The 23,312-nt window shown below is 61.7% G+C and carries 24 protein-coding genes; 13 read left to right on the forward strand and 11 right to left on the reverse strand.

Annotated features, from left to right (window positions below; all coding sequences use genetic code 11):
• Window position 1: 1 nt before the first annotated feature.
• The 8 genes from Q1A89_RS18330 to Q1A89_RS18365 all read left to right on the forward strand — a co-directional run bounded on the left by Q1A89_RS18330 (window position 2) and on the right by Q1A89_RS18365 (window position 7,909).
• A complete protein-coding gene (locus Q1A89_RS18330) occupies window positions 2–1,063 on the forward strand; it encodes an ATP-binding protein (protein WP_299731733.1) in 1,062 nt (353 codons plus the stop codon).
• 129 nt (window positions 1,064–1,192) lie between these two features.
• On the forward strand, window positions 1,193–2,233 hold the full coding sequence (locus Q1A89_RS18335; RefSeq protein WP_299731734.1) for a substrate-binding domain-containing protein: 1,041 nt from the start codon (window positions 1,193–1,195) through the stop codon (window positions 2,231–2,233).
• A gap of 97 nt (window positions 2,234–2,330) precedes the next feature.
• Window positions 2,331–3,803: a phosphate ABC transporter permease subunit PstC gene (gene pstC / locus Q1A89_RS18340; protein WP_299731737.1), complete on the forward strand. Its 1,473-nt coding sequence runs from the start codon at window positions 2,331–2,333 to the stop codon at window positions 3,801–3,803.
• The gene (gene pstA, locus Q1A89_RS18345) at window positions 3,803–5,128 is read left to right on the forward strand and encodes a phosphate ABC transporter permease PstA (RefSeq protein WP_299731740.1); all 1,326 of its coding nucleotides are present in this window, start codon (window positions 3,803–3,805) and stop codon (window positions 5,126–5,128) included. Before pstC ends, pstA begins: the two co-directional genes overlap by 1 nt.
• A gap of 11 nt (window positions 5,129–5,139) precedes the next feature.
• Window positions 5,140–5,937 carry a phosphate ABC transporter ATP-binding protein PstB gene (gene pstB / locus Q1A89_RS18350; RefSeq protein WP_299731743.1) on the forward strand — a complete coding sequence of 266 codons (798 nt, stop codon included), beginning with the start codon at window positions 5,140–5,142 and terminating at the stop codon, window positions 5,935–5,937.
• 11 nt (window positions 5,938–5,948) lie between these two features.
• Window positions 5,949–6,650 (forward strand): phosphate signaling complex protein PhoU, encoded by a 702-nt coding sequence (gene phoU, locus Q1A89_RS18355; protein ID WP_299731746.1) that lies wholly within the window; start codon window positions 5,949–5,951, stop codon window positions 6,648–6,650.
• A gap of 13 nt (window positions 6,651–6,663) precedes the next feature.
• Window positions 6,664–7,353, forward strand: coding sequence for a phosphate regulon transcriptional regulator PhoB (gene phoB / locus Q1A89_RS18360; protein WP_299731749.1), 690 nt, complete (start codon window positions 6,664–6,666; stop codon window positions 7,351–7,353).
• 217 nt (window positions 7,354–7,570) lie between these two features.
• Window positions 7,571–7,909: a hypothetical protein gene (locus Q1A89_RS18365; protein WP_299731752.1), complete on the forward strand. Its 339-nt coding sequence runs from the start codon at window positions 7,571–7,573 to the stop codon at window positions 7,907–7,909.
• Between the two features lie 19 nt (window positions 7,910–7,928).
• Here the strand turns inward: Q1A89_RS18365 and Q1A89_RS18370 are convergent, their stop codons facing one another.
• Window positions 7,929–8,177, reverse strand: a complete 249-nt coding sequence (locus tag Q1A89_RS18370) for a hypothetical protein (protein ID WP_299731755.1) — start codon at window positions 8,175–8,177, stop codon at window positions 7,929–7,931.
• On the opposite strand from Q1A89_RS18370, the gene Q1A89_RS18375 reads away from it, so the two are divergent.
• Window positions 8,178–9,599, forward strand: coding sequence for a methyl-accepting chemotaxis protein (locus tag Q1A89_RS18375; protein WP_299731758.1), 1,422 nt, complete (start codon window positions 8,178–8,180; stop codon window positions 9,597–9,599).
• A 179-nt stretch (window positions 9,600–9,778) separates the two neighbouring features.
• Here Q1A89_RS18375 and kynU read toward each other — a convergent pair whose 3' ends face one another.
• Together kynU and Q1A89_RS18385 are read right to left on the reverse strand one after the other, a co-directional pair.
• A complete protein-coding gene (kynU, locus tag Q1A89_RS18380; RefSeq protein ID WP_299731761.1) occupies window positions 9,779–10,972 on the reverse strand; it encodes a kynureninase in 1,194 nt (397 codons plus the stop codon).
• 2 nt (window positions 10,973–10,974) lie between these two features.
• Complete coding sequence (locus tag Q1A89_RS18385; RefSeq protein WP_299731764.1) at window positions 10,975–11,814, reverse strand: tryptophan 2,3-dioxygenase family protein; 840 nt, start codon at window positions 11,812–11,814, stop codon at window positions 10,975–10,977.
• Between the two features lie 106 nt (window positions 11,815–11,920).
• Between Q1A89_RS18385 and Q1A89_RS18390 the strand changes: the two genes are divergently transcribed.
• Window positions 11,921–12,694 carry an SDR family oxidoreductase gene (locus Q1A89_RS18390; protein WP_299731767.1) on the forward strand — a complete coding sequence of 258 codons (774 nt, stop codon included), beginning with the start codon at window positions 11,921–11,923 and terminating at the stop codon, window positions 12,692–12,694.
• Between the two features lie 49 nt (window positions 12,695–12,743).
• On the opposite strand, the gene Q1A89_RS18395 is transcribed toward Q1A89_RS18390, so the two are convergent.
• The 7 genes from Q1A89_RS18395 to Q1A89_RS18425 form a co-directional block, all read right to left on the reverse strand.
• Window positions 12,744–13,613, reverse strand: coding sequence for an acyl-CoA thioesterase II (locus tag Q1A89_RS18395; protein WP_299731770.1), 870 nt, complete (start codon window positions 13,611–13,613; stop codon window positions 12,744–12,746).
• A gap of 37 nt (window positions 13,614–13,650) precedes the next feature.
• The gene (locus Q1A89_RS18400) at window positions 13,651–14,853 is read right to left on the reverse strand and encodes a serine hydrolase domain-containing protein (RefSeq protein WP_299731773.1); all 1,203 of its coding nucleotides are present in this window, start codon (window positions 14,851–14,853) and stop codon (window positions 13,651–13,653) included.
• 4 nt (window positions 14,854–14,857) lie between these two features.
• Window positions 14,858–15,886 (reverse strand): phosphotransferase family protein, encoded by a 1,029-nt coding sequence (locus Q1A89_RS18405; protein ID WP_299731776.1) that lies wholly within the window; start codon window positions 15,884–15,886, stop codon window positions 14,858–14,860.
• Window positions 15,879–16,880, reverse strand: coding sequence for a nitronate monooxygenase family protein (locus tag Q1A89_RS18410; RefSeq protein WP_299731779.1), 1,002 nt, complete (start codon window positions 16,878–16,880; stop codon window positions 15,879–15,881). Before Q1A89_RS18410 ends, Q1A89_RS18405 begins: the two co-directional genes overlap by 8 nt.
• A gap of 79 nt (window positions 16,881–16,959) precedes the next feature.
• The gene (locus Q1A89_RS18415) at window positions 16,960–18,156 is read right to left on the reverse strand and encodes an acetyl-CoA C-acyltransferase (RefSeq protein WP_299731782.1); all 1,197 of its coding nucleotides are present in this window, start codon (window positions 18,154–18,156) and stop codon (window positions 16,960–16,962) included.
• A gap of 91 nt (window positions 18,157–18,247) precedes the next feature.
• Window positions 18,248–19,135, reverse strand: a complete 888-nt coding sequence (locus Q1A89_RS18420) for an SDR family NAD(P)-dependent oxidoreductase (RefSeq protein ID WP_299731785.1) — start codon at window positions 19,133–19,135, stop codon at window positions 18,248–18,250.
• 3 nt (window positions 19,136–19,138) lie between these two features.
• Window positions 19,139–19,963, reverse strand: coding sequence for an SDR family NAD(P)-dependent oxidoreductase (locus Q1A89_RS18425; RefSeq protein WP_299731788.1), 825 nt, complete (start codon window positions 19,961–19,963; stop codon window positions 19,139–19,141).
• Window positions 19,964–20,100: 137 nt separating this feature from the next.
• Between Q1A89_RS18425 and Q1A89_RS18430 the strand changes: the two genes are divergently transcribed.
• The gene (locus Q1A89_RS18430) at window positions 20,101–21,096 is read left to right on the forward strand and encodes an NADPH:quinone oxidoreductase family protein (RefSeq protein ID WP_299731791.1); all 996 of its coding nucleotides are present in this window, start codon (window positions 20,101–20,103) and stop codon (window positions 21,094–21,096) included.
• Here the strand turns inward: Q1A89_RS18430 and Q1A89_RS18435 are convergent.
• A complete protein-coding gene (locus tag Q1A89_RS18435) occupies window positions 21,093–21,755 on the reverse strand; it encodes a histidine phosphatase family protein (RefSeq protein WP_299731794.1) in 663 nt (220 codons plus the stop codon). The two genes, Q1A89_RS18430 and Q1A89_RS18435, sit on opposite strands and share 4 nt — an antisense overlap.
• A 27-nt stretch (window positions 21,756–21,782) precedes the next feature.
• Here Q1A89_RS18435 and Q1A89_RS18440 point away from each other — a divergent pair, with 27 nt between their 5' ends.
• Window positions 21,783–22,787, forward strand: a complete 1,005-nt coding sequence (locus Q1A89_RS18440) for an NADP-dependent oxidoreductase (RefSeq protein ID WP_299731797.1) — start codon at window positions 21,783–21,785, stop codon at window positions 22,785–22,787.
• Window positions 22,784–23,257, forward strand: coding sequence for a MaoC family dehydratase (locus Q1A89_RS18445; protein WP_299731800.1), 474 nt, complete (start codon window positions 22,784–22,786; stop codon window positions 23,255–23,257). Before Q1A89_RS18440 ends, Q1A89_RS18445 begins: the two co-directional genes overlap by 4 nt.
• The last annotated feature ends 55 nt before the right edge of the window (window positions 23,258–23,312 follow it).

The raw sequence follows: 23,312 nt of genomic DNA on the forward strand, positions 1-23,312 counted from the left end.
CATGGGTGACGATATCCTTGATGCCATCCTGTCCGCGATCCCGCTGCCTGCGCTGGCCATAGATTCCACAGACCACATCATCGCCGCCAATACCGAGGCGCTGACCTTGATCGGGCAACAGGCGCGCGGGCGCAATTACGTCACCATGCTGCGCCAGCCAGCGCTGCTTGATGCAATCGAGGCCACACTCGGTGACGGTACGCCGCGCACCACGCGCTATCTGGGCAATGATGGGGCGCAGGACACCACGTTTCAGGTCACCTGCCGGGCTGTGGACGGGCTGGGCCAAGGTGCGGTCGGGGCGGTCATGTGCACGTTTGAAGACATGACCCATGTCGAACAGGCCAGCCAGATGCGCCGCGATTTCGTGGCCAATGTCAGCCACGAGCTGCGCACGCCCCTGACGGCCCTCATGGGCTTTATTGAAACCCTGCGCGGGCCTGCGCGCGATGACAAGGCGGCTTCGGCGCGGTTTCTGGACATCATGCAGGACGAGGCCGCGCGCATGAACCGTCTGGTCGGGGATCTCATGTCGCTCAATCGGGTCGAAGGGGACGAGCGGGTGCGGCCCACGGGGTCGGTGGTGCTCAACGATGTGCTCGAGTCGACCCTGCGCACCCTGCGCCACCTTGCCGATGAGGCCGGCGTGACCTTTGAAGCGGAAGTGCCGGATCGGCCCGTGCATATGACCGGCGATGCAGATCAGCTCAAGCAGGTGTTCACCAATCTGATTGAAAACGCGATCAAATATGGCGGCGCAGGCGGGCGGGTCACGGTCCGGCTGACCACCAGCCCGCGCGAGGCGGCACTGCGCGCGCCCGGCGCACGGGTGCAGATCGTGGATTACGGGCCCGGCATCGACGCACGTCACCTGCCACGCCTGACCGAGCGGTTCTACCGCGCCGATGATCACCGCAGCCGGGCCCTTGGCGGAACCGGCCTGGGGCTGGCCATCGTCAAACATATCATCAACCGCCATCGCGGCCGGTTGCGGGTGGAAAGCACGCTGGGGCAGGGTGCCACCTTTACCGTGATCCTGCCCACGCAGGAAAAATCGACCTGACGCGCCGTTAACACTGCGGCTGTCATAAAACTGTTACGCAACTGTCACAAAAGCATAGCGGGGCGACCCTAGACGGGTCTCGAGATTCCCATGGGGGGGATCACCAAAACGTTCAAACAGGAGACAGTTATGTCCTTTGTGAAACTCACCACCTCGGCGCTTGCGATCTCTGCTGTCGCGGCCACTGCCGCCATGGCACGCGATCAGGTCCAGATTGCCGGATCGTCCACCGTTCTGCCTTATGCATCGATTGTCGCCGAAGCCTTTGGCGAAAACTTCGATTTCCCGACACCGGTCGTGGAATCAGGCGGATCGTCGTCGGGCCTCAAGCGGTTCTGCGAAGGCGTGGGTGAAAACACCATCGACATCGCGAACGCGTCGCGCCAGATCCGCGACAAGGAAATCAAGGCCTGCGCCGACGCCGGTGTGACCGACATCATAGAAGTGCGCATCGGCTATGACGGCATCGTCTTTGCCAGCCAGACAAATGGCCCCGCCTATGACGCGTTCGAGGCCTCCGACATCTTCAACGCCCTTGGTGCCAAGGTCCTCGTGGACGGCGCCATCGTTGACAACCCGCATAAGCAGTGGGCCGATTTCAACGGTGACCTGCCTGCCGCCGATATCGTCGCCTTCATCCCCGGCACCAAGCACGGCACCCGTGAAGTGTTCGAAGACAAGGTCCTGCTGAAAGGCTGCGAAGACACCGGCGCCATGGCCGCGATGATCGAGGCCGGCATGTCCGAAGATGACGCCGAAGACGCCTGCATCGACGTCCGTCAGGACGGCGTATCGGTGGACATCGACGGCGACTACACCGAAACGCTCGCTCGCATCGACGCCAACCCCAACGGTATCGGCATCTTCGGTCTGGCGTTCTACGAGAACAACACCGACAAGCTGAAAGTCGCGACCATGGGCGGTGTATCCCCCTCGACCGAGACCATCTCGACCGGCGAATACCCCGTCTCGCGTCCGCTGTTCTTCTACATGAAAAAGGCCCATATCGGCGTGATCCCCGGCCTCAAGGAATTCGCATCCTTCTTTGTCGCGGACGAGATCGCAGGCGGCGAAGGTCCACTGGCCGAATACGGCCTTGTGGCCGACCCGGAACTGGGCGCAACCCAGGCCGCGGTTGAGGCCGAAGCCACCATCGGCGGCGGCAGCTGATCGCCCCCCAAATGACAAAGGGGGTGGCGCGCCTGTGCCATCCCCACCCTGACCACCATGCCCCGCTGCTGGGGCAGATTTGACGACTGGAGCCGATATGCCGCTGACCTGGCTCATCCTTCTGATCCTCGCCATCGCGTTTGCGGGCTACGTGCTTGGCCGACGCCGCGCGCTGAACAGCGCGGGCGGTGACCGGCGCGTTCTGCATTCCCTGCCCAGCTATTACGGCGCAATTGTCGCGATGTGGGCGGTGGTCCCGGCGGCAGGTGTCCTGATCATCTGGCTGCTGGTGCAGCCCTACATCGTCAATTCCAGCGTCCTGTCCACGCTGCCCGACACGATGGTCGCCGAAGGCAGCTCTTTCAGCCTTGTGATGAGCGATGTGCGCCGGGTGGCCGATGGCCTTGATGTGGCTGTCAGCACAGGTGCTATGAGCCGCGAGGCGGCGGCCTCCCTCAGCACCGAAGACACCGATGTGCGCGAAACGCTTGGTGATATGGGCGTCGCACTCGGTTCTGCCGTCAGCGCCGAAGTGCTTGGGGCCGCACAAGCCTATCGTGCCATGAATGCAACCGGCGCGTTGATGATGGCGGTCGTCGTATTGCTGATCACGCTTGGCGGCGCGGGCTTTGCCCTGTCGCGTTCCCATGCCGAATTTCGGGCACGCAATGCGGTCGAACGTGGTGTGCTGGCCCTGCTGATCGCCGCCGCGTCGCTCGCCGTGTTGACCACCATCGGCATCGTCTTTGCGCTGCTGTTCAACACAATTGAATTCTTCAAACTCTACCCGGCGGCGGACTTCTTTTTCGGCACCAACTGGGCGCCCAGCTTTTCCGGGCGCGGGGGGGCCTCCGACCTCGGGATTCTGCCACTCTTGTGGGGGACGTTCTACATCTCGCTCATCGCGCTGCTGGTGGCGGTGCCCATTGGCCTGTTCGCTGCGATTTACCTGTCGGAATATGCCAGCCCGCGCCTGCGCAGCATCGCCAAGCCGCTGATCGAGATCCTCGCGGGTATTCCCACAATCGTTTACGGGCTGTTCGCACTACTGACGGTCGGACCGCTGCTGGTCACGATGTTTGGCAAGGACACGCTGGGCTGGATGTCGGGGGGCACGGCGGTGATGACCGCAGGCCTCGTGATGGGCATCATGCTGATCCCTTTCGTGTCCTCACTTTCGGATGACATCATCAACGCGGTGCCGCAGGCAATGCGCGACGGCTCATACGGGCTGGGAGCGACGCAATCCGAAACCATCCGGCACGTGATCCTGCCCGCCGCCCTGCCGGGCATCGTGGGCGCGATCCTGCTGGCCGCCAGCCGCGCCATTGGCGAGACGATGATCGTGGTGCTTGGGGCAGGGGCGGCGGCGCGCCTGTCGCTCAACCCGTTCGAGGCGATGACCACCATCACCGCCAAGATCGTGAGCCAGCTTACGGGGGATGCCGATTTCGCCTCGCCCGAGGCGCTGGTGGCCTTTGCCCTGGGTATGACGCTGTTTGTGCTGACCCTCGGGCTCAACGTGTTCGCCCTTTATATCGTGCGCAAATACCGGGAGCAGTATGACTGATGACTGACGCCAGCCTTTCCCCCGCCGCAGCCCCCAGAGCCGGGCTGATCGCCACGGACGCGCGCACCCGCAAACGCAATGCCGCGGAAAAGCGGTTCCGGGCCTATGGCATATGCGCCATCGGCGTCGGCCTGCTGTTTCTGGTGTTCCTGTTCACGTCGATCCTGCGCTCGGGTCTGCCTGCATTTACGCAGACCGTCATCGACATCGAATTCACCGTCACGCAGGAACAGTTCGACACCGCCGAAGGCAAGATGCTCAAGACCAAAGAGTATGAAAAACTGTTCATCGCCGCCCTTGAGGGGCAATTGCAGGAACGCGGGCTTGAGGTTGCTTTTGACGGCAAGGCGATCCAGCGGCTGGTGGGCAAGCCCGGCGGCACGATCCGCAGCTATCTGCAGGCCAATCCCGACCGTCTGGGCGCGCCGATCAGCTTTGAGCTCGCCGCCGCTTCGCGGGTAGACGGATACCTAAACGGGCGCATCACTCGCGACAGCCTTGTGGACAGCCGGTTCCTGCAAGCCAGCGACCTTGATCTGATCGACGCTCTGCAACAGGCCGATATCATCAAGGGCGCGTTCAACTGGAACTTTATCACCGGCACCGATTCCGGCGTCGACAACCCCGGGGGCGCGGGCCTTGGCGCCTCGGTGATCGGCTCGTTCTTTATGATGCTGGTGGTGCTGTTCCTGTCGCTGCCCATCGGGGTCGCCGCATCGATCTATCTTGAAGAATTTGCGCCGAAAAACCGCTGGACCGACCTGATCGAGGTGAACATTTCGAACCTCGCCGCTGTGCCCTCCATCGTGTTTGGTATCCTTGGTCTGGCCGTTTTCATCCAGTTTGCTGGCCTGCCGCAATCGGCACCACTGGTCGGTGGACTTGTGCTGACACTGATGACGCTGCCCACGATCATTATTTCGACCCGCGCCTCACTGGCGGCTGTGCCGCCGTCGATCCGGGACGCGGCGCTGGGGGTAGGGGCCTCGAAAATGCAATCGGTTTTCCACCACGTGTTGCCACTGGCGATGCCCGGTATCCTGACTGGTACGATTATCGGTCTGGCACAAGCACTGGGGGAAACCGCACCGCTTTTGCTGATCGGCATGGTCGGCTTTGTGGCGCGTGAATACCCCGAAGGGTTCCTGTCCGGCTTCACCGACGCCAACTCGGCCATGCCCGCCCAGATCTACACCTGGGCCAGCCGCGCCGATCCGGGGTTTTACGAAAAAGCCTGGGGCGGCATCATCATTTTGCTGCTATTCCTGATCACAATGAACGCAATCGCCGTGGTCCTGCGCCGCCGCTTTGAACGCAGATGGTAGGGGGCAAGCCCATGAACGATATGAGAATTCTGGAGAGAGACGTGGACACAAAAGAGGTCAAGATCGCGGCCCGCGACGTGCAGGTCTATTACGGCACGAACCACGCCATCAAGGATGTGAGTGTCGACATCGAAGACAAGACCGTGACCGCCTTTATCGGGCCCTCGGGCTGCGGAAAGTCCACATTCTTGCGTTGTATCAACAGGATGAACGACACAATTGATGTGTGCCGCGTGACCGGCGACATCCGCATCGACAATCAGGACATCTATGATCCACGTGTTGATCCCGTGCAGTTGCGCGCCAAAGTGGGCATGGTGTTTCAAAAACCAAACCCGTTTCCCAAGTCGATTTATGACAATGTGGCTTACGGGCCCCGCATCCACGGATTGGCCAGGAACAAAGCTGATCTTGATGATATCGTTGAAAAATCCCTGCGCAGGGGCGCCATCTGGGACGAGGTCAAGGACCGCCTGAATGCCCCCGGTACTGGCCTGTCCGGAGGCCAGCAACAGCGCCTGTGCATCGCACGCGCCGTGGCAACCGAGCCCGAAGTGCTGTTGATGGACGAACCATGCTCGGCGCTGGACCCGATTGCCACCGCACAGATCGAGGAACTGATTGATGAGCTGCGCCAAAGCTATTCGGTCGTGATCGTCACCCACTCGATGCAGCAGGCCGCAAGGGTGAGCCAGAAAACCGCCTTTTTCCACCTCGGCAACCTGGTCGAATACGGCGAAACCGGCACCATCTTTACCAACCCGGTCGATCCGCGCACCGAAAGCTACATCACCGGCCGGATCGGCTAAGGAGAGCAGACATGCAAGACCAACACATCGCATCGGCCTTTGACCGCGATCTCGAAGCGATCCAGGCCCAGATCATGAAAATGGGCGGGCTGGTTGAGAACGCAATCATGGAGGCTGCCATCAGCCTCGAGACCCGCGACGAGGAACGCGCCGAGGCTGTGCGCAGCGCCGACAAGGCCATCGACAACCTCGAAGAGCTGATCAACGAAGAGGCCGCGCGCGTCATCGCATTGCGCGCGCCCATCGCTGTTGATCTGCGCCTCGTTCTGTCGGTGATCAAGGTGAGCGCCAACCTTGAACGCATTGGAGATTATGCCAAAAACCTCGCCAAGCGGACCAGTGTCCTGTCCCAGATGGCTCCGGTGGATGACAGTGCAGGTGCGCTCCGGCGCATGGCAAAAGAGGTCGAACGCATGCTCAAGGATGCGCTGGATGCCTATGTCAATCGCGACGCGGAATTGGCTCAGGACGTGATCGACCGCGACACCGAAGTCGACCAGATGTACAACGCCCTGTTCCGCGAATTCCTGACCTTCATGATGGAAGACCCGCGCAACATCACCGCCTGCATGCACCTGCATTTCATCGCCAAGAACATCGAGCGCATGGGCGATCACGTCACCTCCATCGCCGAACAGGTGGTCTATCTGGTGACCGGCACGATCCCGGACGAGGCGCGCACCAAAGCCGACAAGACGTCGCTGCCAGCCTGAGGAGGGCAAGAGCATGTCAGCAGATCAGCCCCGCGTTCTGGTCGTTGAGGACGAACCGGCGCAACGTGAAGTGCTGGCCTATAACCTCGAGGCCGAGGGCTTTGCCGTGTCCCGCGCCGCGAACGGCGAAGAGGCGCTGTTGCTGATCGACGAGGACGCGCCTGACATCATCGTGCTGGACTGGATGATGCCGAACCTGTCGGGCATCGAGGTCTGCCGCCGCATCAAGATCCGGCCCGAAACCCGCGTGATCCCGGTGATCATGCTATCCGCCCGCGCTGAAGAGGTGGACAAGGTGCGCGGGCTCGAAACGGGGGCCGATGACTATGTGGTCAAACCCTATTCGGTGGTCGAATTAATGGCCCGTGTGCGCAGCCAGTTGCGCCGCGTGCGCCCCTCGACCGTAGGGCAGCGGCTAGATTTCGATGACATCGTTCTGGACGCTGAAAGCCACAAGGTCACCCGCGGTCCGGACGAGCTGAAACTGGGACCAACCGAGTTCCGCCTGCTCAGCACCTTCATGGAAAAGCCGGGCAGGGTGTGGAGCCGCGAGCAATTGCTAGACCGGGTCTGGGGGCGCGACATTTACGTCGACACGCGCACCGTCGATGTGCATATCGGACGCCTGCGCAAGGCGCTCACTCAACATGGCGGCAGCGATCCGGTGCGCACGGTGCGTGGTGCGGGATATGCGCTGGGATAAGGGTAGGGTAAGTGTACATTTAATATAACCTGCATCCATCTGACATTTAACTTTATTGTCCAGACACAAATGCAACCGTTTGGTTGAACTTCCGCCGTCCCTTCATATCAACGGGTCACTCGTCATCGCGCGCTTTCTGAAAAATTTGAACGAAGTGTTCGTCGGCGGCTTTTCGACGTTATCAAAAAAGAAAGAGGTTTCGCGCTAGCCCTCGTGCATGTGTAAATCTGCGCTTTGGATGGTGTTCGTGTTCTCTTTGGCAGGTCTTGCCGGGCCGGTCACATATATTGTGTCGCATTCTGGAAAACCCGATCCAAATCACCTCTACCTTGTCCTTGATCTCGGCGGCAAATCACGCGCCTTTGCAGACCCGGTTGCGCTCGGGGCGCGTGCTGTCGGACCACAACGCGGCATCCTCGCAGACATGATGGAAGCGTCCCCCAACACCAAGGACCGGCTAGAGGCGGCAGGCTATGTCGTTTTGCCCGGCGGCGCCTTGGCGGCCCTGTGCGGCTTTGAACCATCCCAGACAAAAAAACGCGTGGCACGTCTCTGATATGATTACATTTATTACCTCATCCCGACAACGAAGCGCCTTTGCGCTCGCCATTGCCTTGTTCCCGATGGTTGCCATTGCGGCGTTTCTGACCGGTGGCATCCTTCTTGGTCCCATCGGCGCATCGCTGGCCTTCATTGTGACCGGCGCGCTGATGTCCATGACCAATCGAACGCTTGCCCCCATCGGCGCAGCCGTCGCGCTGATCGGGCAGGCCATGGCATTTACCGCCGCATTTCAGGGCCATCCGTGGCAAATCGACAGTCACATGCTGTTCTTTGCGCTGCTGGCCTGCGTGGTGGGTTTGCGCAGCATTGTGGCACTGCTGGTTTGTGCGGCTCTCATTGCCGTTCATCATTTGGCGCTGTCGTTCCTGATGCCGTCGTTGATTTACCCAAGCGGTGATTTCTCCTATAATTTTGGACGTACAGCGCTGCATGCAGCGATTGTCATCATTGAAACGGCAGCGCTTGTGCTGATGGTCCATCAACTCAATCGTCTGGACAGACAAACAGAGGCACAGACCGAGGAATTACAAGCCAATCTGGCCGAAGCCGAAGACGCACGCCAGAACGCGATGCAACTCACGGCGATGGCCGAATCCTCAAAAGAAGAGGCGGAAGCTGCAAAACAACAGGCCGAAGCGGCTCTGGAGCAAGCCCAACAGGCCGCACGTATGCAGGAAGACGCCGAAATAGAGCAAAAAAGGCTGTCCCAGGAGCAAAACGACAAGGAAGCCGCGCGTAGCCATGAAAAATCACAAGTGATGAACGTGCTGCGCGAAGCCCTCATGCGCCTCGAAGGTGGCGATTTGACCACCCGCATCGAACAGAAACTGCCGGATGAGTATGACGAGGTCCGAACCGTGTTCAACACGGCCATTCAAACGCTGGATGATCTGGTGTCTGACGTCTCTCGCCATTGCGTGCAAATGGACACCGAGATCCGCGAAATTTCCGCCGCAACAGATGATCTGGCGCGCCGGTCCGAAGGGCAGGCGGGCGACCTGCGCGAGGCCTCGCAGTTTTTGAGTGAGCTTACCAATAGCGTAATGCAGAATTCCAAAAACGTGGATCACGCCAATATGTCATCGCGTGATGCCAGATCCAACGCATTGCAAAGCGGAACAGTTGTTTCCGAAGCCTCAACGGCCATGACAGCGATCCAGACCGGCGCAGAAGAGATCACGACGATCGTCGGACTGATCGAGGATATTTCGTTCCAGACAAATCTGCTGGCACTGAACGCCGGCGTCGAAGCGGCGCGCGCCGGTGAAGCAGGTCGTGGGTTTGCGGTTGTTGCATCAGAAGTCCGCGCCCTGGCGCAACGATCCTCTGACAGCGTCACCAGCATCCGCGAACTGATCGAGCGCTCAAAGCAGCTGGTGAACAACGGCTCCGAAAAGATTTCCGAGACCGTGAAATCCCTAGAGACCGTGGAAACAGGTATTGTCGCGATCAGTTCAAAGATGGCGATGGTGTCGGAAAGCACTCAGACGCAAAGCGAAGGCATTTCTCGGATCAACGCCTCGGTCGCCGAGATCGGCACGGTCACACAACGCAATGCCAGCATGTTCGAAGAAACCAACGCCGCATGCTCGAACCTGGCGCAGGCCGCCGAAGTGCTCAGGGACCTTACACGCCGCTTTCAAGTGTCGGAGCGCGCTGCCTCAGCAAGCAATGCAGCGTAAAGTAATTTGAACATAATGTGGATTATAGGATTTTTTTGCACAGGATTCTGGCCACTACAGATGCCTTGTTTTCAAGGTTTTCACCGCGCCACTGGTTGCTTACCCGGTCAGAGCCCCCAAAGTAAAACAACGTTAAAACTGTCTTCTCCATTTAATATCAACACTCTACTGGTCGCTCTTCATGTCACGCGCGACTTCGTTTGATATTTCGGTTCGCGCCAGACGTCCGTGTTGATCACCTCTTCGATAATCTCGGCGGCACGCACGATCTCTGCCTGATCCAGATACAGCGGCGTGAACCCGAACCGCATGATGTTCGGTGCGCGAAAATCGCCGATCACGCCGCGCTCAATCAGTGCTTGCATCGCGGGGTATCCGTTTTCAAAGGCAAACGACACTTGCGAGCCGCGCACCTCGGCATCACGTGGTGAGGCCAGCGTCAGCGCCGGACAGCGTTTTTCAACCTCGGCGATGAACGTTTCGGACAGCGCGATCGAGGCTGCGCGCAAATCAGCCATATCAACCCCCTCCCACACCTTCAGCGCTTCCTGCAGAATCGACAGTTGCACCACGGACGGCGTGCCGACGCGCAGGCGTTCGGTGGACATGGCGGGCCGATAGGCCTGTTCCATTGCAAAGGGCGCGGCATGACCGAGCCAGCCGGACAAGGCCGGTTCCAGACCAAGCGTGATATCGGGGCGCGCATAGATGAAGGCAGGCGCGCCGGGTCCACCGTTCAGGTATTTATAGGTGCAGCCCACGGCAAATTCGGCGTTGCAGGCCGTCACATCGACCGGCACCGCACCGGCACTGTGGGCCAGATCCCAGATCATCACTGCACCCGCCGCATGGGCCGCCTTGGTGATCGTCTCCATATCGTGCATGCGGCCCGTGCGGTAATCGACCTGGGTCAGCATCACGACGGCGACCTCCTCACTGATCGCTCCCAACACATCCTCAGCCGCCGGCGTGCGCAGCGCATAGTCCTTGTCGATCGTCTTGATCAGACCCTCGGCCATGTAGAGATCGCTGGGGAAATTGCCGCTGTCGGACAGGATCACCCGGCGATCCGGGCGCATTTTAAGCGCCGCAGCCAGGGCCTGATAGACCTTGATCGACAACGTATCGCCTGTGGCGACAGAACCTGCGGACGCACCGATCAGACCGGCAATCGTATCCCCAACCTCGGCAGGCAGCGCCATCCATCCGGCGGTGTTCCACGCCTTGATCAGCTGGCCGCCCCACTCGTCCCGGATCACTTCGGTGGCGCGTTCTGCCGCGCCCTTGGGCAACACGCCCAGCGAATTTCCGTCGAGGTAAATGACCCCTTCGGGGATGTCGAACATCTCTTTTCTCGGCAGCGATACACCCATGCTCACAACTCCCCTCGCACATGCCACAACTCCGGAAACAGCTCGACCTCTAGCATGCGGCGCAGGTAACTCACGCCCGATGTGCCGCCCGTGCCGCGCTTGAACCCGATGATCCGTTCAACCGTGGTTACGTGATTGAACCGCCAGCGGCGAAAATAATCCTCAAGATCCACCAGCTTTTCCCCCAACTCATACAGCGACCAATAGGTGTCCACGTTCTCGTAAACCAGCTTCCATTTGGCCTGAATGTCCGGATTGGTGGCGTGTGGCGTGTTCAGCTGCGCCTCGGGGGCCCCCGCCCCGGTCCCGTCGATGGTGACAAAGAGATGGCGCACCACCTCGTCATAAAGGCTCGGCCGGGCCAGTTCCTGCGCCAGCAGATCATGAAATTCGGGAACATGCGCATGAGGTTTGAGCATGTTGGGGTTCCGGTTTCCGAGGATGTATTCGATCATCCGGTACTGGTGCGATTGAAAGCCCGAAGACGGCCCCAACGTCTCGCGAAAGGTGGTGTAATCGGCGGGCGTCATGGTGCGCAGCACGTCCCATGCGCTGTTGAGCTGCTCGAAAATGCGCGCCACCCGCGCCAGCATCTTGAACATGTGGCTCATGTCGCCCGCGATCAGCGCAGAGCGCGCCGCGTTCATTTCGTGGATCGCCAGCTTCATCCACAATTCGCTGGTCTGGTGCTGAATGATAAACAGCAGCTCGTCATGGGCCGTGCTGATCGGATGCTGCTTGTCCAACAAACCATCCAGCGACAGATAATCCCCGTAAGACATCGCGTCCTTGAAGTGCATCTTCGCCCCGTCGCGTTCGGGATCATAGGCCGTGCCGGTCATCGCGTTCCTCGTTTTCTGGCCGCAGTGCGAGTCATTTCGAGATGTATCCTTTGCGTCTCTTTATTGCGAGGCTACAATCGCGCAGCACTCATTTCGGAGGGGCCGGATGGACCTCGCAGGCAAGATCATCATCGTCACCGGCGCCGCACATGGAATTGGGCGCGCCTTGTGTCATGCCTTTACAGCGCAAGGCGCCAAGGCCATCGCCTGTGTCGATCGCGACACAGAAGGTGCTCAACTGGTTGCGAGCGAAGTCAATGGTTTACCATTCACAGTTGATGTATCTTCCGAGGACCAAATCGCCGCAATGATCGCCGAGGTCGAAGAGCGCATTGGCCCCATCGATCTGTTCTGTTCAAACGCGGGTGTCTTTGTGCCCGGCGGTGCGGAGGCCCCGAATGACGACTGGCAGCGCCTGTGGGACATCAACGTCATGGCCCATGTCTGGGCCGCCCGTCACGTGGTGCCGCGCATGATCGCGCGGGGTGGTGGATATCTGCTCAATACGGCGTCGGCGGCCGGGCTGCTTAACCAGATCGGATCGGCCCCTTATGGCGTCACCAAACACGCCGCCGTCGGTCTGGCCGAGTGGCTTGCGATGACCCATGGCGATGACGGGATCAAGGTGTCCGTGCTTTGCCCCCAGGCCGTGCGCACCGCGATGATCGACGGGTTCGAGGACGGCGTCGCGGCTATCGACGGTCTGCTTGAACCCGAGGATATTGCCGCCGCTTGCGTCACTGCCATTCACGACGAGACGTTCCTCGTGTTGCCCCATGCCGGCGTGCTGGATTACATGCGCCACAAGACCGCTGACTATGATCGCTGGATCGGCGGCATGCGCAAGTTGAACCGGGTATACGGGGCCAAAGGGTCGTGACACTGGGGCGCTGCCCCAGACCCCGTGGTATTTTTGGTCAGAAGAAACGCTAGGCCTTGGGCCTGATCGGGCGGATCAGCCCTTCTTGCGCGACCGAGGCGATCAGGGTGCCATCCCGGTTGTAGATCATGCCCCGGTTGAACCCGCGCCCGCCACCCGACCATGGGCTGTCCATGGTGTAGAGATGCCAGTCGCTGAACTGGGCGGGGCCGTGAAACCAGATCGCGTGATCAAGGCTCGCCGACATCACTTTTCCGGTGAACCAGGTCTGCCCATGCGGGCGCAGGGACGAGCCCAGCAGGTTCATGTCGGACGCATAGGCCAGCAGGCAGTGTTGCAGCGCCGGGCTGATCCCTTGTGCTGCAGCCATGCGGAACCACAGGTGATTCACGTCATCTGCCGGTTCGGGCGCGAAAAAATCGCGCGGCGCCACCTCGCGGATGTCAATCGGGCGCGGGCGCAGGAATTCTTGGTGGTGTTTTTCGGGGATCTGGTCGACCACGGCGGCGCGCAGCGTGTCGCGATCCGCCAGCCCATCGGGTCCCGGCACATCGGGCATCGGGTGCTGGTGGCCCCACCCCTCTTCGTCCACGTGAAACGAGGCGGACATGTTCAAAATCTGCCGCCCGTGCTGGATCGCCACCACGCGGCGGGTGGTAAAGCTGCCCCCGTCCCGTGCGCGATCCACCTGATAAATCACCGGAATTTCCGGATCACCCGGACGGATGAAATAGGCGTGCAGCGAATGGCACAACCGGTCCGTCACCGTTTGATAGGCCGAGGCCAGTGCCTGCCCGATCACCTGCCCGCCAAAGATGCGGGTCGAGGTCTCACCCCCCTGCCCGGTGCCGCGAAACAGGTCAACCTCCAGTGGCTCAACCCGCAAAAGATCCAGCAATGTGTCATGGGCGTCGGTCATGGCGTGGCCTCGTTCGTTCGGGTCTGCCCCTTGCCTGTCACATCAGCGCGCCCTGCACCAGCGCCTTGAGTTCGGCGCGCGCAGGTGTTGCTGACGAGGGGCTGAGTTGCGTGAACAGCACCGCGGTGATGTCGTGCACCGGGTCGATCCAGAAAAACGTCGAGGCCATACCGCCCCAGCTGAAATCACCCACCGAGCCCGGCACACCGCTTTGCGCCGGGTCCAGCACCACCGCCCCGCCGATGCCAAATCCCATGCCGCGCATGGGCTGTTCGGCAAAACTCGCAGGACCAAGGCTTGCGATATCGGCTGTCAGATGGTTGCGCATCATGAACGCCGCAGTTGCTGGCGAAACAATCCCCTGCCCGCCTGTGCGCATCGCTTCGGCAAAGCTCGCGTAGTCGTCGATTGTGCCCACCAGACCGCCGCCGCCGCTGAGGCAAGTGGGCGCGAAAAAGGGCGAGCCATTCGCATCATCGACAACCCGCAAATCGCCCTCGGCCTGCGCCCCGGCCCCCAGATCCATCGCATCGCCCGACAGGCGGGTGTAAAGTGTGGCAAAGCGGTCCGCTTGGGACGCGGCGACCGCGAACCCGGTCTCGCTCATGCCCAGCGGTTCAAGGATGCGCTGACGCAACACCGTGTTCAGCGACTGCCCGGTCACCACTTCGATCACCCGCCCGATCACGTCGATGCCCACCGAGTACTCCCACCGCGCGCCGGGCTCAAAGGCCAGCGGCAGCGCTGCCAGCGCGGCGCAGCTTTGCGCCAGCGTGCCTGCGCGCGGCGCAAAGGTCAGATCGCGTTCCGCCATTGCCACCGGGACCAGACCGGGATTGAACGCATAGCTCAACCCCGACCGGTGCGTCAGCAACTGGTGCAGCGTTGGCGGCGCGCAAGGTGTGACCTGATCAAGGCGGCTGGCCCCGTCGATCAAGGCATGCGCATCGCCGAACTCCGGCAGAAACCGCGAAAGAGGCGCATCCAGATGCAGCGCGCCTTCTTCCACCAGCGTCATGAGCGCAAGCGAGGTCACCGGTTTCGTCATCGAGTAAATCCGCGCCACCGTATCGCGCACAAAGGGCGCACCGCTGTCGATATCGCGCAGGCCCTGCGCGTCAAAGAACACCTCGCGCCCGTCCTGAAGGATCAGCACCGACAGCCCGGCAAAGATGCGCGCGTCCACGTAACGCGCCGCCCATGTCCGGATACGCTCCAGCCGCGCAGGTTCGAGTTTCATCGCCTCACCCCCGGTCCAGCGCCTTCAGCCCGTTGGCCGCAAAGACCGGCACCAGCGTACCCAACTGCCGCGCCTTGGCGGGGTTGGAGGCATTGCCGTCCTGCGCCCGGCGCAGCACCCCCTGAATGATCGCCGCCATGCGGAAAAAGCAAAAGCCGAGGTAATAGCCAAAATTGTCGATGCGCGGCAGCCCGCGCCGCTCACAATAGGCGGCGATAAATTCGGCATCCGACGGTAGACCAAGAGGCTCACGATCAACGCCCATCAACCCGCGCCCCTGATTGCCCGGCGGCAGTTGCCATTGCATTATGACGGACGCCAGATCAGCAAACGGGTGGCCGATGGTGCTCAGCTCCCAATCGAGCACGGCCAGACAGCGCGTGCCTTCAGCCTCGAAAATCATGTTGTCGATCCGGTAGTCACCATGCACCAGCGTGCGCTGCCCGTCGTCGTCCGGCATCTCGTCGACAAGGCGGTCCATCAGGGTGTTCATGTCCGGCAGGTCCTGCGTTTCCGAGGCGCGGTATTGCTTGGACCAGCGCCCGACCTGGCGTTCCAGATAGTGCCCGGGCGATCCGTAATCAGACAGGCCCACTGCGTCGATATCCACATCGTGCAGCGCCGCGAGCACCCGGTTCATGTCGTCGATCACAGCCGTCCGCTCGGGTGCTGCGACCCCTTGCATCAGCGGTTCGTTGAAATTGCGCCCCTCCACGTGGTCCATCACGTAGAAATCCGAGCCGATCACGTCCGCATCTTCACACAGCACATGTACCCGCGCGACCGGCACTTCGCTGCCAAAGAGGGCGCGCTGCACGCGAAACTCGCGATCCACCGCATGGGCGGATTTGAGCAACTGCCCCGGCGGCTTGCGTCGCAGCACGTAATTGCCCGCGCCGGTTTTCAGCAGGAACGTGGGATTGGACTGCCCCCCTTCGAACTTTTGCGCCGTGATGGGGCCGTCAAACCCCGGCAAATGGTCACGCAGATAGGTGGCAACGGCCCCGGTATCGAGGGTCTGTGTCTCAGTCATCGGCACCTCCGAAATCGCGTACCAGCAGCGCCCCTGCGGCCGCGTATTCTTCTGCCATACGGTCCACAATGGCGCCCGCCGGACCGACAGACTTGACCGCCCCGATCCCCTGCCCCGATCCCCAGATCGTCTTCCACGCCTTGGGCTTTGAGGACCCGGATGCAAAATTCATGGAACTGCTGTCTGCCTCAGGCAGGTTGTCCGGATCCATCCCTGCGTTTTCAACCGAGCCGCGCAGGTAGTTCCCCCAAACGCCCGTAAACAATGAGGAATAGACGATATCCTCCGCCCCCGACTCCACGATCATCTCTTTGTAGCCTACTTGGGCATTGGCCTCGTCCGTGGCAATAAAGGGTGATCCGACATAGCCGAAATCCGCCCCCATCGTCCGCGCGGCCAGCAGGGCCTGCCCCGTGGCAATGGCGCCTGACAAGGCCACAGGCCCGTCAAACCACTCGCGTATCTCCGCAACCAACGCAAAAGGCGATTGCTGGCCCGCATGGCCGCCAGCGCCCGCAGCCACCGCCACCAACCCGTCGGCCCCTTTGGCAATCGCCTTCCTGGCAAATGTGTTGTTGATAATGTCATGCAGCACAACGCCGCCACAGGAATGGGCGGCCTCGTTCACCTCGACGCGCGCCCCTAGTGAAGTAATCCAGATCGGCACCTTGTGGCGGGCACAAATCTCCAGATCACGCTCCAGCCGCGTGTTGGACCGATGCACGATCTGGTTCACCGCAAAAGGGGCCGCCGGGCGATCCGGATGGTCCTGATTGTGGCGGTCCAGTTCATCGGTTATCTGCGTCAGCCACGCCTCCAGCAACGGCGGCTCGCCTTCGCCCTCGCGCGCATTGAGGGCCGGAAACGAGCCCACAATCCCCGCCTTGCATTGGGCAATGACCAGTTCCGGCACCGAAATGATGAACAAAGGCGCTGCGATCATCGGAATGCGCAGGCCCTGCAATGCGGCAGGCAAGTGGCTCTGTTCCGTCATGTCTCGTGCCACAGTCCATCCTTCTCTGATTTGAAAAAATCCCCGCCGGAGGCTCCGACATCCGCCACAGGCACCACGCTCACAGCACCTCGAACAGGCCAGCCGCGCCCATGCCGCCACCCACACACATGGTGCAAACCACGTATCGCACCCCGCGCCGTTTGCCCTCGATCAACGCGTGCCCGGCCATGCGCGCGCCGGACATGCCATAAGGGTGGCCAATGGATATCGCGCCACCGTTCACGTTCAATAACTCATCGGGAATGCCGAGCCTGTCGCGGGAATAGATCACCTGCACCGCAAAGGCCTCATTGAGTTCCCAAAGGCCGATGTCATCCATCTTCAGCCCGTGGGCCGCCAGCAAGGGTGGCACGGCAAAGACAGGGCCAATGCCCATCTCATCCGGTTCACACCCCGCCGCCCAGACACCCATGCAACGTCCCAGAGGTGTCAGCCCCTTTTTCTCGGCCAGCGTCGCCTCCATTACCACGGCGGCCGAGGCCCCGTCGCTGAGTTGCGAGGCGTTGCCTGCGGTGATGAAACCGCCCTCCTTGATGTGAATGCCGTCCCGGAACACAGGCTTCAGACCCGCGACGTTTTCATAAGCCGTGCCGGGTCGATTGCCCTCGTCCTTGGCCAGCGTCACCTCGTGATCCGAAATCTCCTTGGTCTCGCGGTCCTGCACTTTCATCACAGTGGTCAGTGGCACAATCTCGTCGTCGAACTTGTTCGCGTCTTGCGCTGCGGCCGTGCGGTCTTGCGATTGCACCGCATAGTGATCCTGCGCCTCGCGGGTGACGCCGTAGCGCGCGGCCACCGTCTCGGCGGTTTCCAGCATGGTCATGTAGATTTCGGGCTTGTTCGCCTTCAGCCAAGGATCACCATGGGCGCGCATCTCATGCGTTTGCACCATCGACACCGATTCAACGCCGCCGCCGACCACCACGTCCATACCGTCCTGCGCGACCTGTTTGCTGGCCGCCGCGATCGCCATCATCCCGCTGGCGCATTGCCGGTCCAGCGACATACCCGCAACACTCACGGGCAGCCCTGCCCGGATCGCCGCCTGACGCGCGATATTGCCCGCCTGATGGCCCTGTTGCAGTGCTGCCCCCAGCACCACGTCCTGCACCTCTCCGCCCTCAAGCCCTGCCCGCGCAACGGCTTGCGATATGGCGTGACCGGCCAGCGTCTGCGGCGGCGTGGCGTTGAACGCCCCGCGATAGGCCTTGCCGATAGGGGTGCGGGCGGTAGAGACGATGACGGCGTCGCGCATGGATCAGGTGTCCTTTTGGGTTGAGGATGCACGGCCCGGGCGCTGCCCCGGACCACGCGGAATGTCTTGCGAAGTGAACGGGAAACGCAGCCTACCAGTCAAGGGCGACCCCCTTGGCCTTGGCGGCACGCAGGGCATATTTGCGGGTCTGGGCAAAGGCGTTTTCAAGGGCCTCGGCCCCTTCTGCGTCCGTGATCGCACTCCAATTTGCAGCCACCGATTCGGGAGTGATCTCTCCCTCGATCAGCGTGCCAATGGTCTCGCGGATTTGAGTGACGGCAAAGGTGCCACCCCCCGCCGACAGGATTGTGCGGCTGGGCGCGTCGTCGCTCGCCAGAAACAGCACACCCGGCGTGATGGTCTCCGGGGCCAACAGGGCAAGGGCGGCTTCGGGCAACAACCCTTCGGTCATGGCCGTCGCAGCCGTTGGGGCCAAAGTGTTCACGCGGATATCGTCCCGCGCCCCTTCGAGGTGCAGCACATTCATCAACCCCACCATCGCCGCCTTGGCGGCCCCATAATTCGCCTGGCCGAAGTTCCCGTACAGCCCCGACCCCGATGCCGTCAGCACAATCCGCCCATAGCCCTGCGCCCGCATGATCGGCCAGACCGCGTGGCAGCATTCGGCGCTGCCCATCAGATGGACGTCGATGACTTTGCGAAAATCGGCCATATCCATCTTGGCAAATGTCTTGTCGCGCAGAATGCCTGCATTGTTGATCAGCACGTCGATGCGTCCCCAGCGCGCCATGGTTTGGGCAACCATATCGGCCACTGCCGCACCGTCAGACACATCGGCATTGTGGGTCATGGCCTGCCCACCTGCGGCCTCGATCTCGGCCACCACGGCCCCGGCCCCCTGCCCCAAGTCATTGACGACAACCCGCGCCCCACGCGCCGCCAGCCCCAGTGCATGACAGCGCCCAAGGCCAGCCCCGGCGCCCGTCACGATGGCCACACGATCCTGAAACGAGATCACGCCCTAGCCCTCAAGGGCGGCGCGAAACAGGTTCGGCCCGCTCATCACCTGAATGCCACCCGAGACCGGCAACACCGCACCGGTGATGTAGGACCCGCCCTTGCCGCACAGGAACTGCAGGCAACCCGCGATGTCCTCGTCCCGACCCACACGGCCCAGCGGCACATCTTCGCCCACCTTGGCGCGCATGCCCTCATCGGCCGTGGCAAAAGCGGTCATCTTGCTCACAAACGGGCCCGGCGCCAGCGCGTTCACGGTGACATGATGTCCGGCCAGTTCCTTGGCCATGATCTTGGTCATATGCAGCACTGCCGCCTTCGAGGCCGCATAGGAATAGGCGCCGTCCCCAAGCGGTGCGTCACCCATGACCGAACCGACATTGACCACGCGCGCCGGATCGTCGGCGGTGCTGGACTTGATGAGCATAGGCAGCAGCAACTGGGTCAGATGAAACAGGCCCGCCACGTTCACATTCATCACTTTTTCCCAGGCCGCATGCGGGAACTGGCCCATGGGCGCGCCCCATGTGACGCCCGAATTGTTCATCAGGATGTGCAGGGCGTCCGCGCGGCCCGTCACCTCTTTGACCAGCGCGTCAATCCCCGCTTCTGATCCGACATCACCGGCAAAGCCCTCGACACTGCCGGGCCCGTCCATGGCATTCAACTCCTCCGCCACGGCGACGCAGGCATCACCCTTACGGCTCGCGATCAGCACACGCGCACCTGCCATCATCAGCCCCGTGGCGGCCATCCGCCCGATTCCGGTGGCACCGCCCGTGACCAAGGCCACCTTTCCTGACAATGAAAACAGTGTGTTAGGGTCCATGTCGTGTCTCCTCTGGCTTTGGTCTTGTCGCAACGTCGCCCCGCGCACCGCTTTACAGTTGCGCTGGCTGCGGCCACGCTGCCCGCAAAGGCAGGTGTAGTGTACCCTTGCCGTCACGTCACGAAAGAGATCAGCACATGCACGCAATGCTCAGCAAGTCACCCGGCGGCCCCGACACATTGGAATGGAGCACGCTGCCCGATCCAGAGCCGAAAAAGGGCGAGGTGCGGATCGCGGTCAAGGCGGCAGGTGTGAACTTTCCCGACACGCTGATCATCAATGATCTCTACCAGATCAAACCGCCCCGCCCCTTTGCGCCGGGCGGCGAAGTGTCGGGTGTGGTGGATGCGTTGGGCGACGGGGTGACCCACCTCAGCATCGGCGATCCAGTCATCGCCATGACTGGCTTTGGCGGTTTTGCGACCCATCTCTGTGTGCCCGCTGCAGCCTGCCTCAAGATGCCCGAAGGCATGCCGTTTGACGAGGCCGCCTGTTTCGTTTTCACTTATGGAACGTCCCATTACGCATTGAAAAACCGCGCAGAATTGAAATCAGGTGAGACGCTTCTGATCCTCGGGGCGGCTGGCGGCGTGGGGGCTGCGGCCATCGAACTCGGCAAGGCCGCAGGCGCGCGGGTGATTGCGGCGGTCAGTTCGCAGGACAAGGCAGATTTCTGCACCGACCTCGGCGCGGATGCCACGATCATCTACCCCCGCACAATGGACCGCGCCGCGCAAAAGGCGCTGTCGGCTGAGATCAAAAATGCCGCCGGTCCGAACGGTGTCGATGTGGCCTATGACGCTGTGGGCGGGGATTACGCCGAGCCTGTGATCCGTTCCATGGCCTGGGGCGGGCGGTTTCTGGTTGTGGGCTTTCCCGCAGGCATCCCAGCCATCCCGCTCAACCTTGCCCTGCTGAAATCCTGCCAGATTGTGGGTGTATTCTGGGGCGCATCGATCTACCGCGAACCTGCAGAGCACATGAAAAACATGTCAGAGCTCTTTGATATGTATAGCAAAGGCCAGGTCAAACCGCGCATCTCGGCTAGTTTTCCCATGCAGGACGCGGCACAGGCGCTGGCCCTCATGTCCGACCGCCGCGTGCTGGGCAAGGTGGTCCTGACCGCCCCCTAAAGGTGGTCAAGGTGTTGCACCTCGTTGAATCCGCGCACCACCATGCGTTCGTCCTTGATCACAAGGCGGCTGATCGACCCGTTGGCGGCACCCAGAAAGGCAAAGGGCTCTGACCCGGTGGCCATGGCAAGGGCCGCGCCGATCACACCGCCATGCACAAAGACGGCGACGGATTCGTCCGCATGGGCGCGCGCGATGTCCATCAGCCCGCGCCGTACCCGGCCAAAGAACGCCTCACGCGACTCGGCGCCGGGAATGGCCGCCCAATCCTGTTCGGCAACAACTTGCATGTAAACCGGATCCTGCGCGGCTGCCTTGATACGATATAGCCCGCCATCCCAGTCGCCCAGATGCACCTCGTGCAGGTCCGGGTTTTCACGCAGCTCCAAACCCAGATGCCGCGCCAGTGGTGCGGCGGTCTGCTGCGTTCGTATCAGCTTTGTCACATAAAGCGCTGCAAACGCTTCTCTTTTCAATCTCTCACCTACGGCCACGGCCTGCGCTTCACCCGCCGGATGCAGCGCGGGGTCGCCATGCCCATCCTTCATCGGGAAATCGATGCCGGGCCGCGCAGGCGCGCTTTCGCCATGGCGGATCAGGAACAGGTCTGCCGCCCCGGGGGGTGGCGCATAGCGGGGTTGGCGGTATTCTGTGCTCATACCCCCTCTATATGTCGGAGCCCACCCGTGACCAACCGCCAGATCACCCTCACCGCCTTGCCCCAAGGGGCGCTTGGCCCGCAGCATTTCGAACTGGGTGAGGCGCCGATGCCAGAGCCCGGCGAGGGCGACGTGCTGCTGCGCACCATCCTGATGAGCATCGACGCCGCAAATCGGTCGTGGATGCAGGGCGCGACCTACCGCGATGCCGTACAGGCCGGGGACGCGATGCCGACCTACGCGATCTGCGAAGTGATCAACAGCCGCTCACCGCGCCTCAAAGCCGGCGACATCGTCGCCGCCGAATCCATCTGGGCCGATCACGTGGTGCGCCCCGCCCACAAGGTGCAGAAACTGCCGCCCGTCCGGCCCCTCACCCACTTGCTTAGTGTCTACGGCATCGCTGGAAAAACCGCCTTTCACGGTCTTTTGCAAATCGGCAAGCCCTTGGCAGGAGAAACCATTGTTGTGTCTGCCGCCGCCGGCTCGGTCGGGGGATATGTGGGCCAGATCGGCAAGGCGCTTGGCTGCCGCGTCGTCGGCATCGCCGGGGGTGCAGAAAAATGCAGCTTTGTACGTGATGAATTGGGATTCGATGACTGCGTCGACTACCGCGCGGGTGGCCTCTTCAAAGCCCTGCGCGCGGCCTGCCCGGACGGGGTCGACGTCTATTTCGACAATGTCGGCGGCGCCGTACTGGAGACCGTGCTGGGCCTGATGAACGAACGTGGGCGCATCGCCTGCTGCGGCGCGATCAGCCAGTACGACACCGAAACCCCCACCGGCCCGCGCAACCTGCCGGGCGTCGTGGTGGTCAAGCGGCTGCGGATGGAAGGGTTTATCGTCATGGACTTTGCCCGCGACGACGCCAAGGCCACCCGCGCGCTGCAGGCCTGGGTGCAGGCAGGCCAGATCAAGGTTTTCGAGGACGTGGTCGACGGCCTCGAAAATGCGCCATCTGCCCTCATCGGCCTCTTGAACGGGGACAACAAAGGCAAACGCATGGTCCGTGTGGGGCCTGATCCGCAATGAGCATCGACGAGGCCCTTGCCCACATCCGCAAGGACATCGATCAAGAGGTCGGCGTGTCGAACTGGATCACCGTCGATCAGGCGATGATCGACCAGTTTGCTGAAACCACCCATGACGATCAGTGGATCCATATCGACCCGGACCGGGCCGCGCGGGACACCCCTTTTGGCGGCACCATCGCGCATGGGTTTCTGACGCTCAGCCTTGCCAGCCGCTTTGCCTATGATTGTTTCCCGATGCTGCCGGGTCAGGTGATGGGGATCAATTACGGCTTCGAACGCTTGCGCTTTTTGTCGCCCGTCCGTCCCGGCGCGCGCTTGCGGGGGCGGTTTGTGCTGCGCGATGTCCAGATGCGCAAGCCGACCGAACTGCTCAGGCGCACCGAAATGACCATCGAAATCGACGGAAAAGACAGGCCCGCGCTTGTGGCAGATTGGCTTGGGTTGGTCGTCTTTGCGCCGCCCGCCTGACCAGCAGACTGGACAGAGCATGTGCAGACCCGCTAACACCATGGCAATTCAAAGG

The sequence above is a fragment of the uncultured Tateyamaria sp. genome, from assembly GCF_947503045.1.
Lineage (GTDB): Bacteria > Pseudomonadota > Alphaproteobacteria > Rhodobacterales > Rhodobacteraceae > Tateyamaria.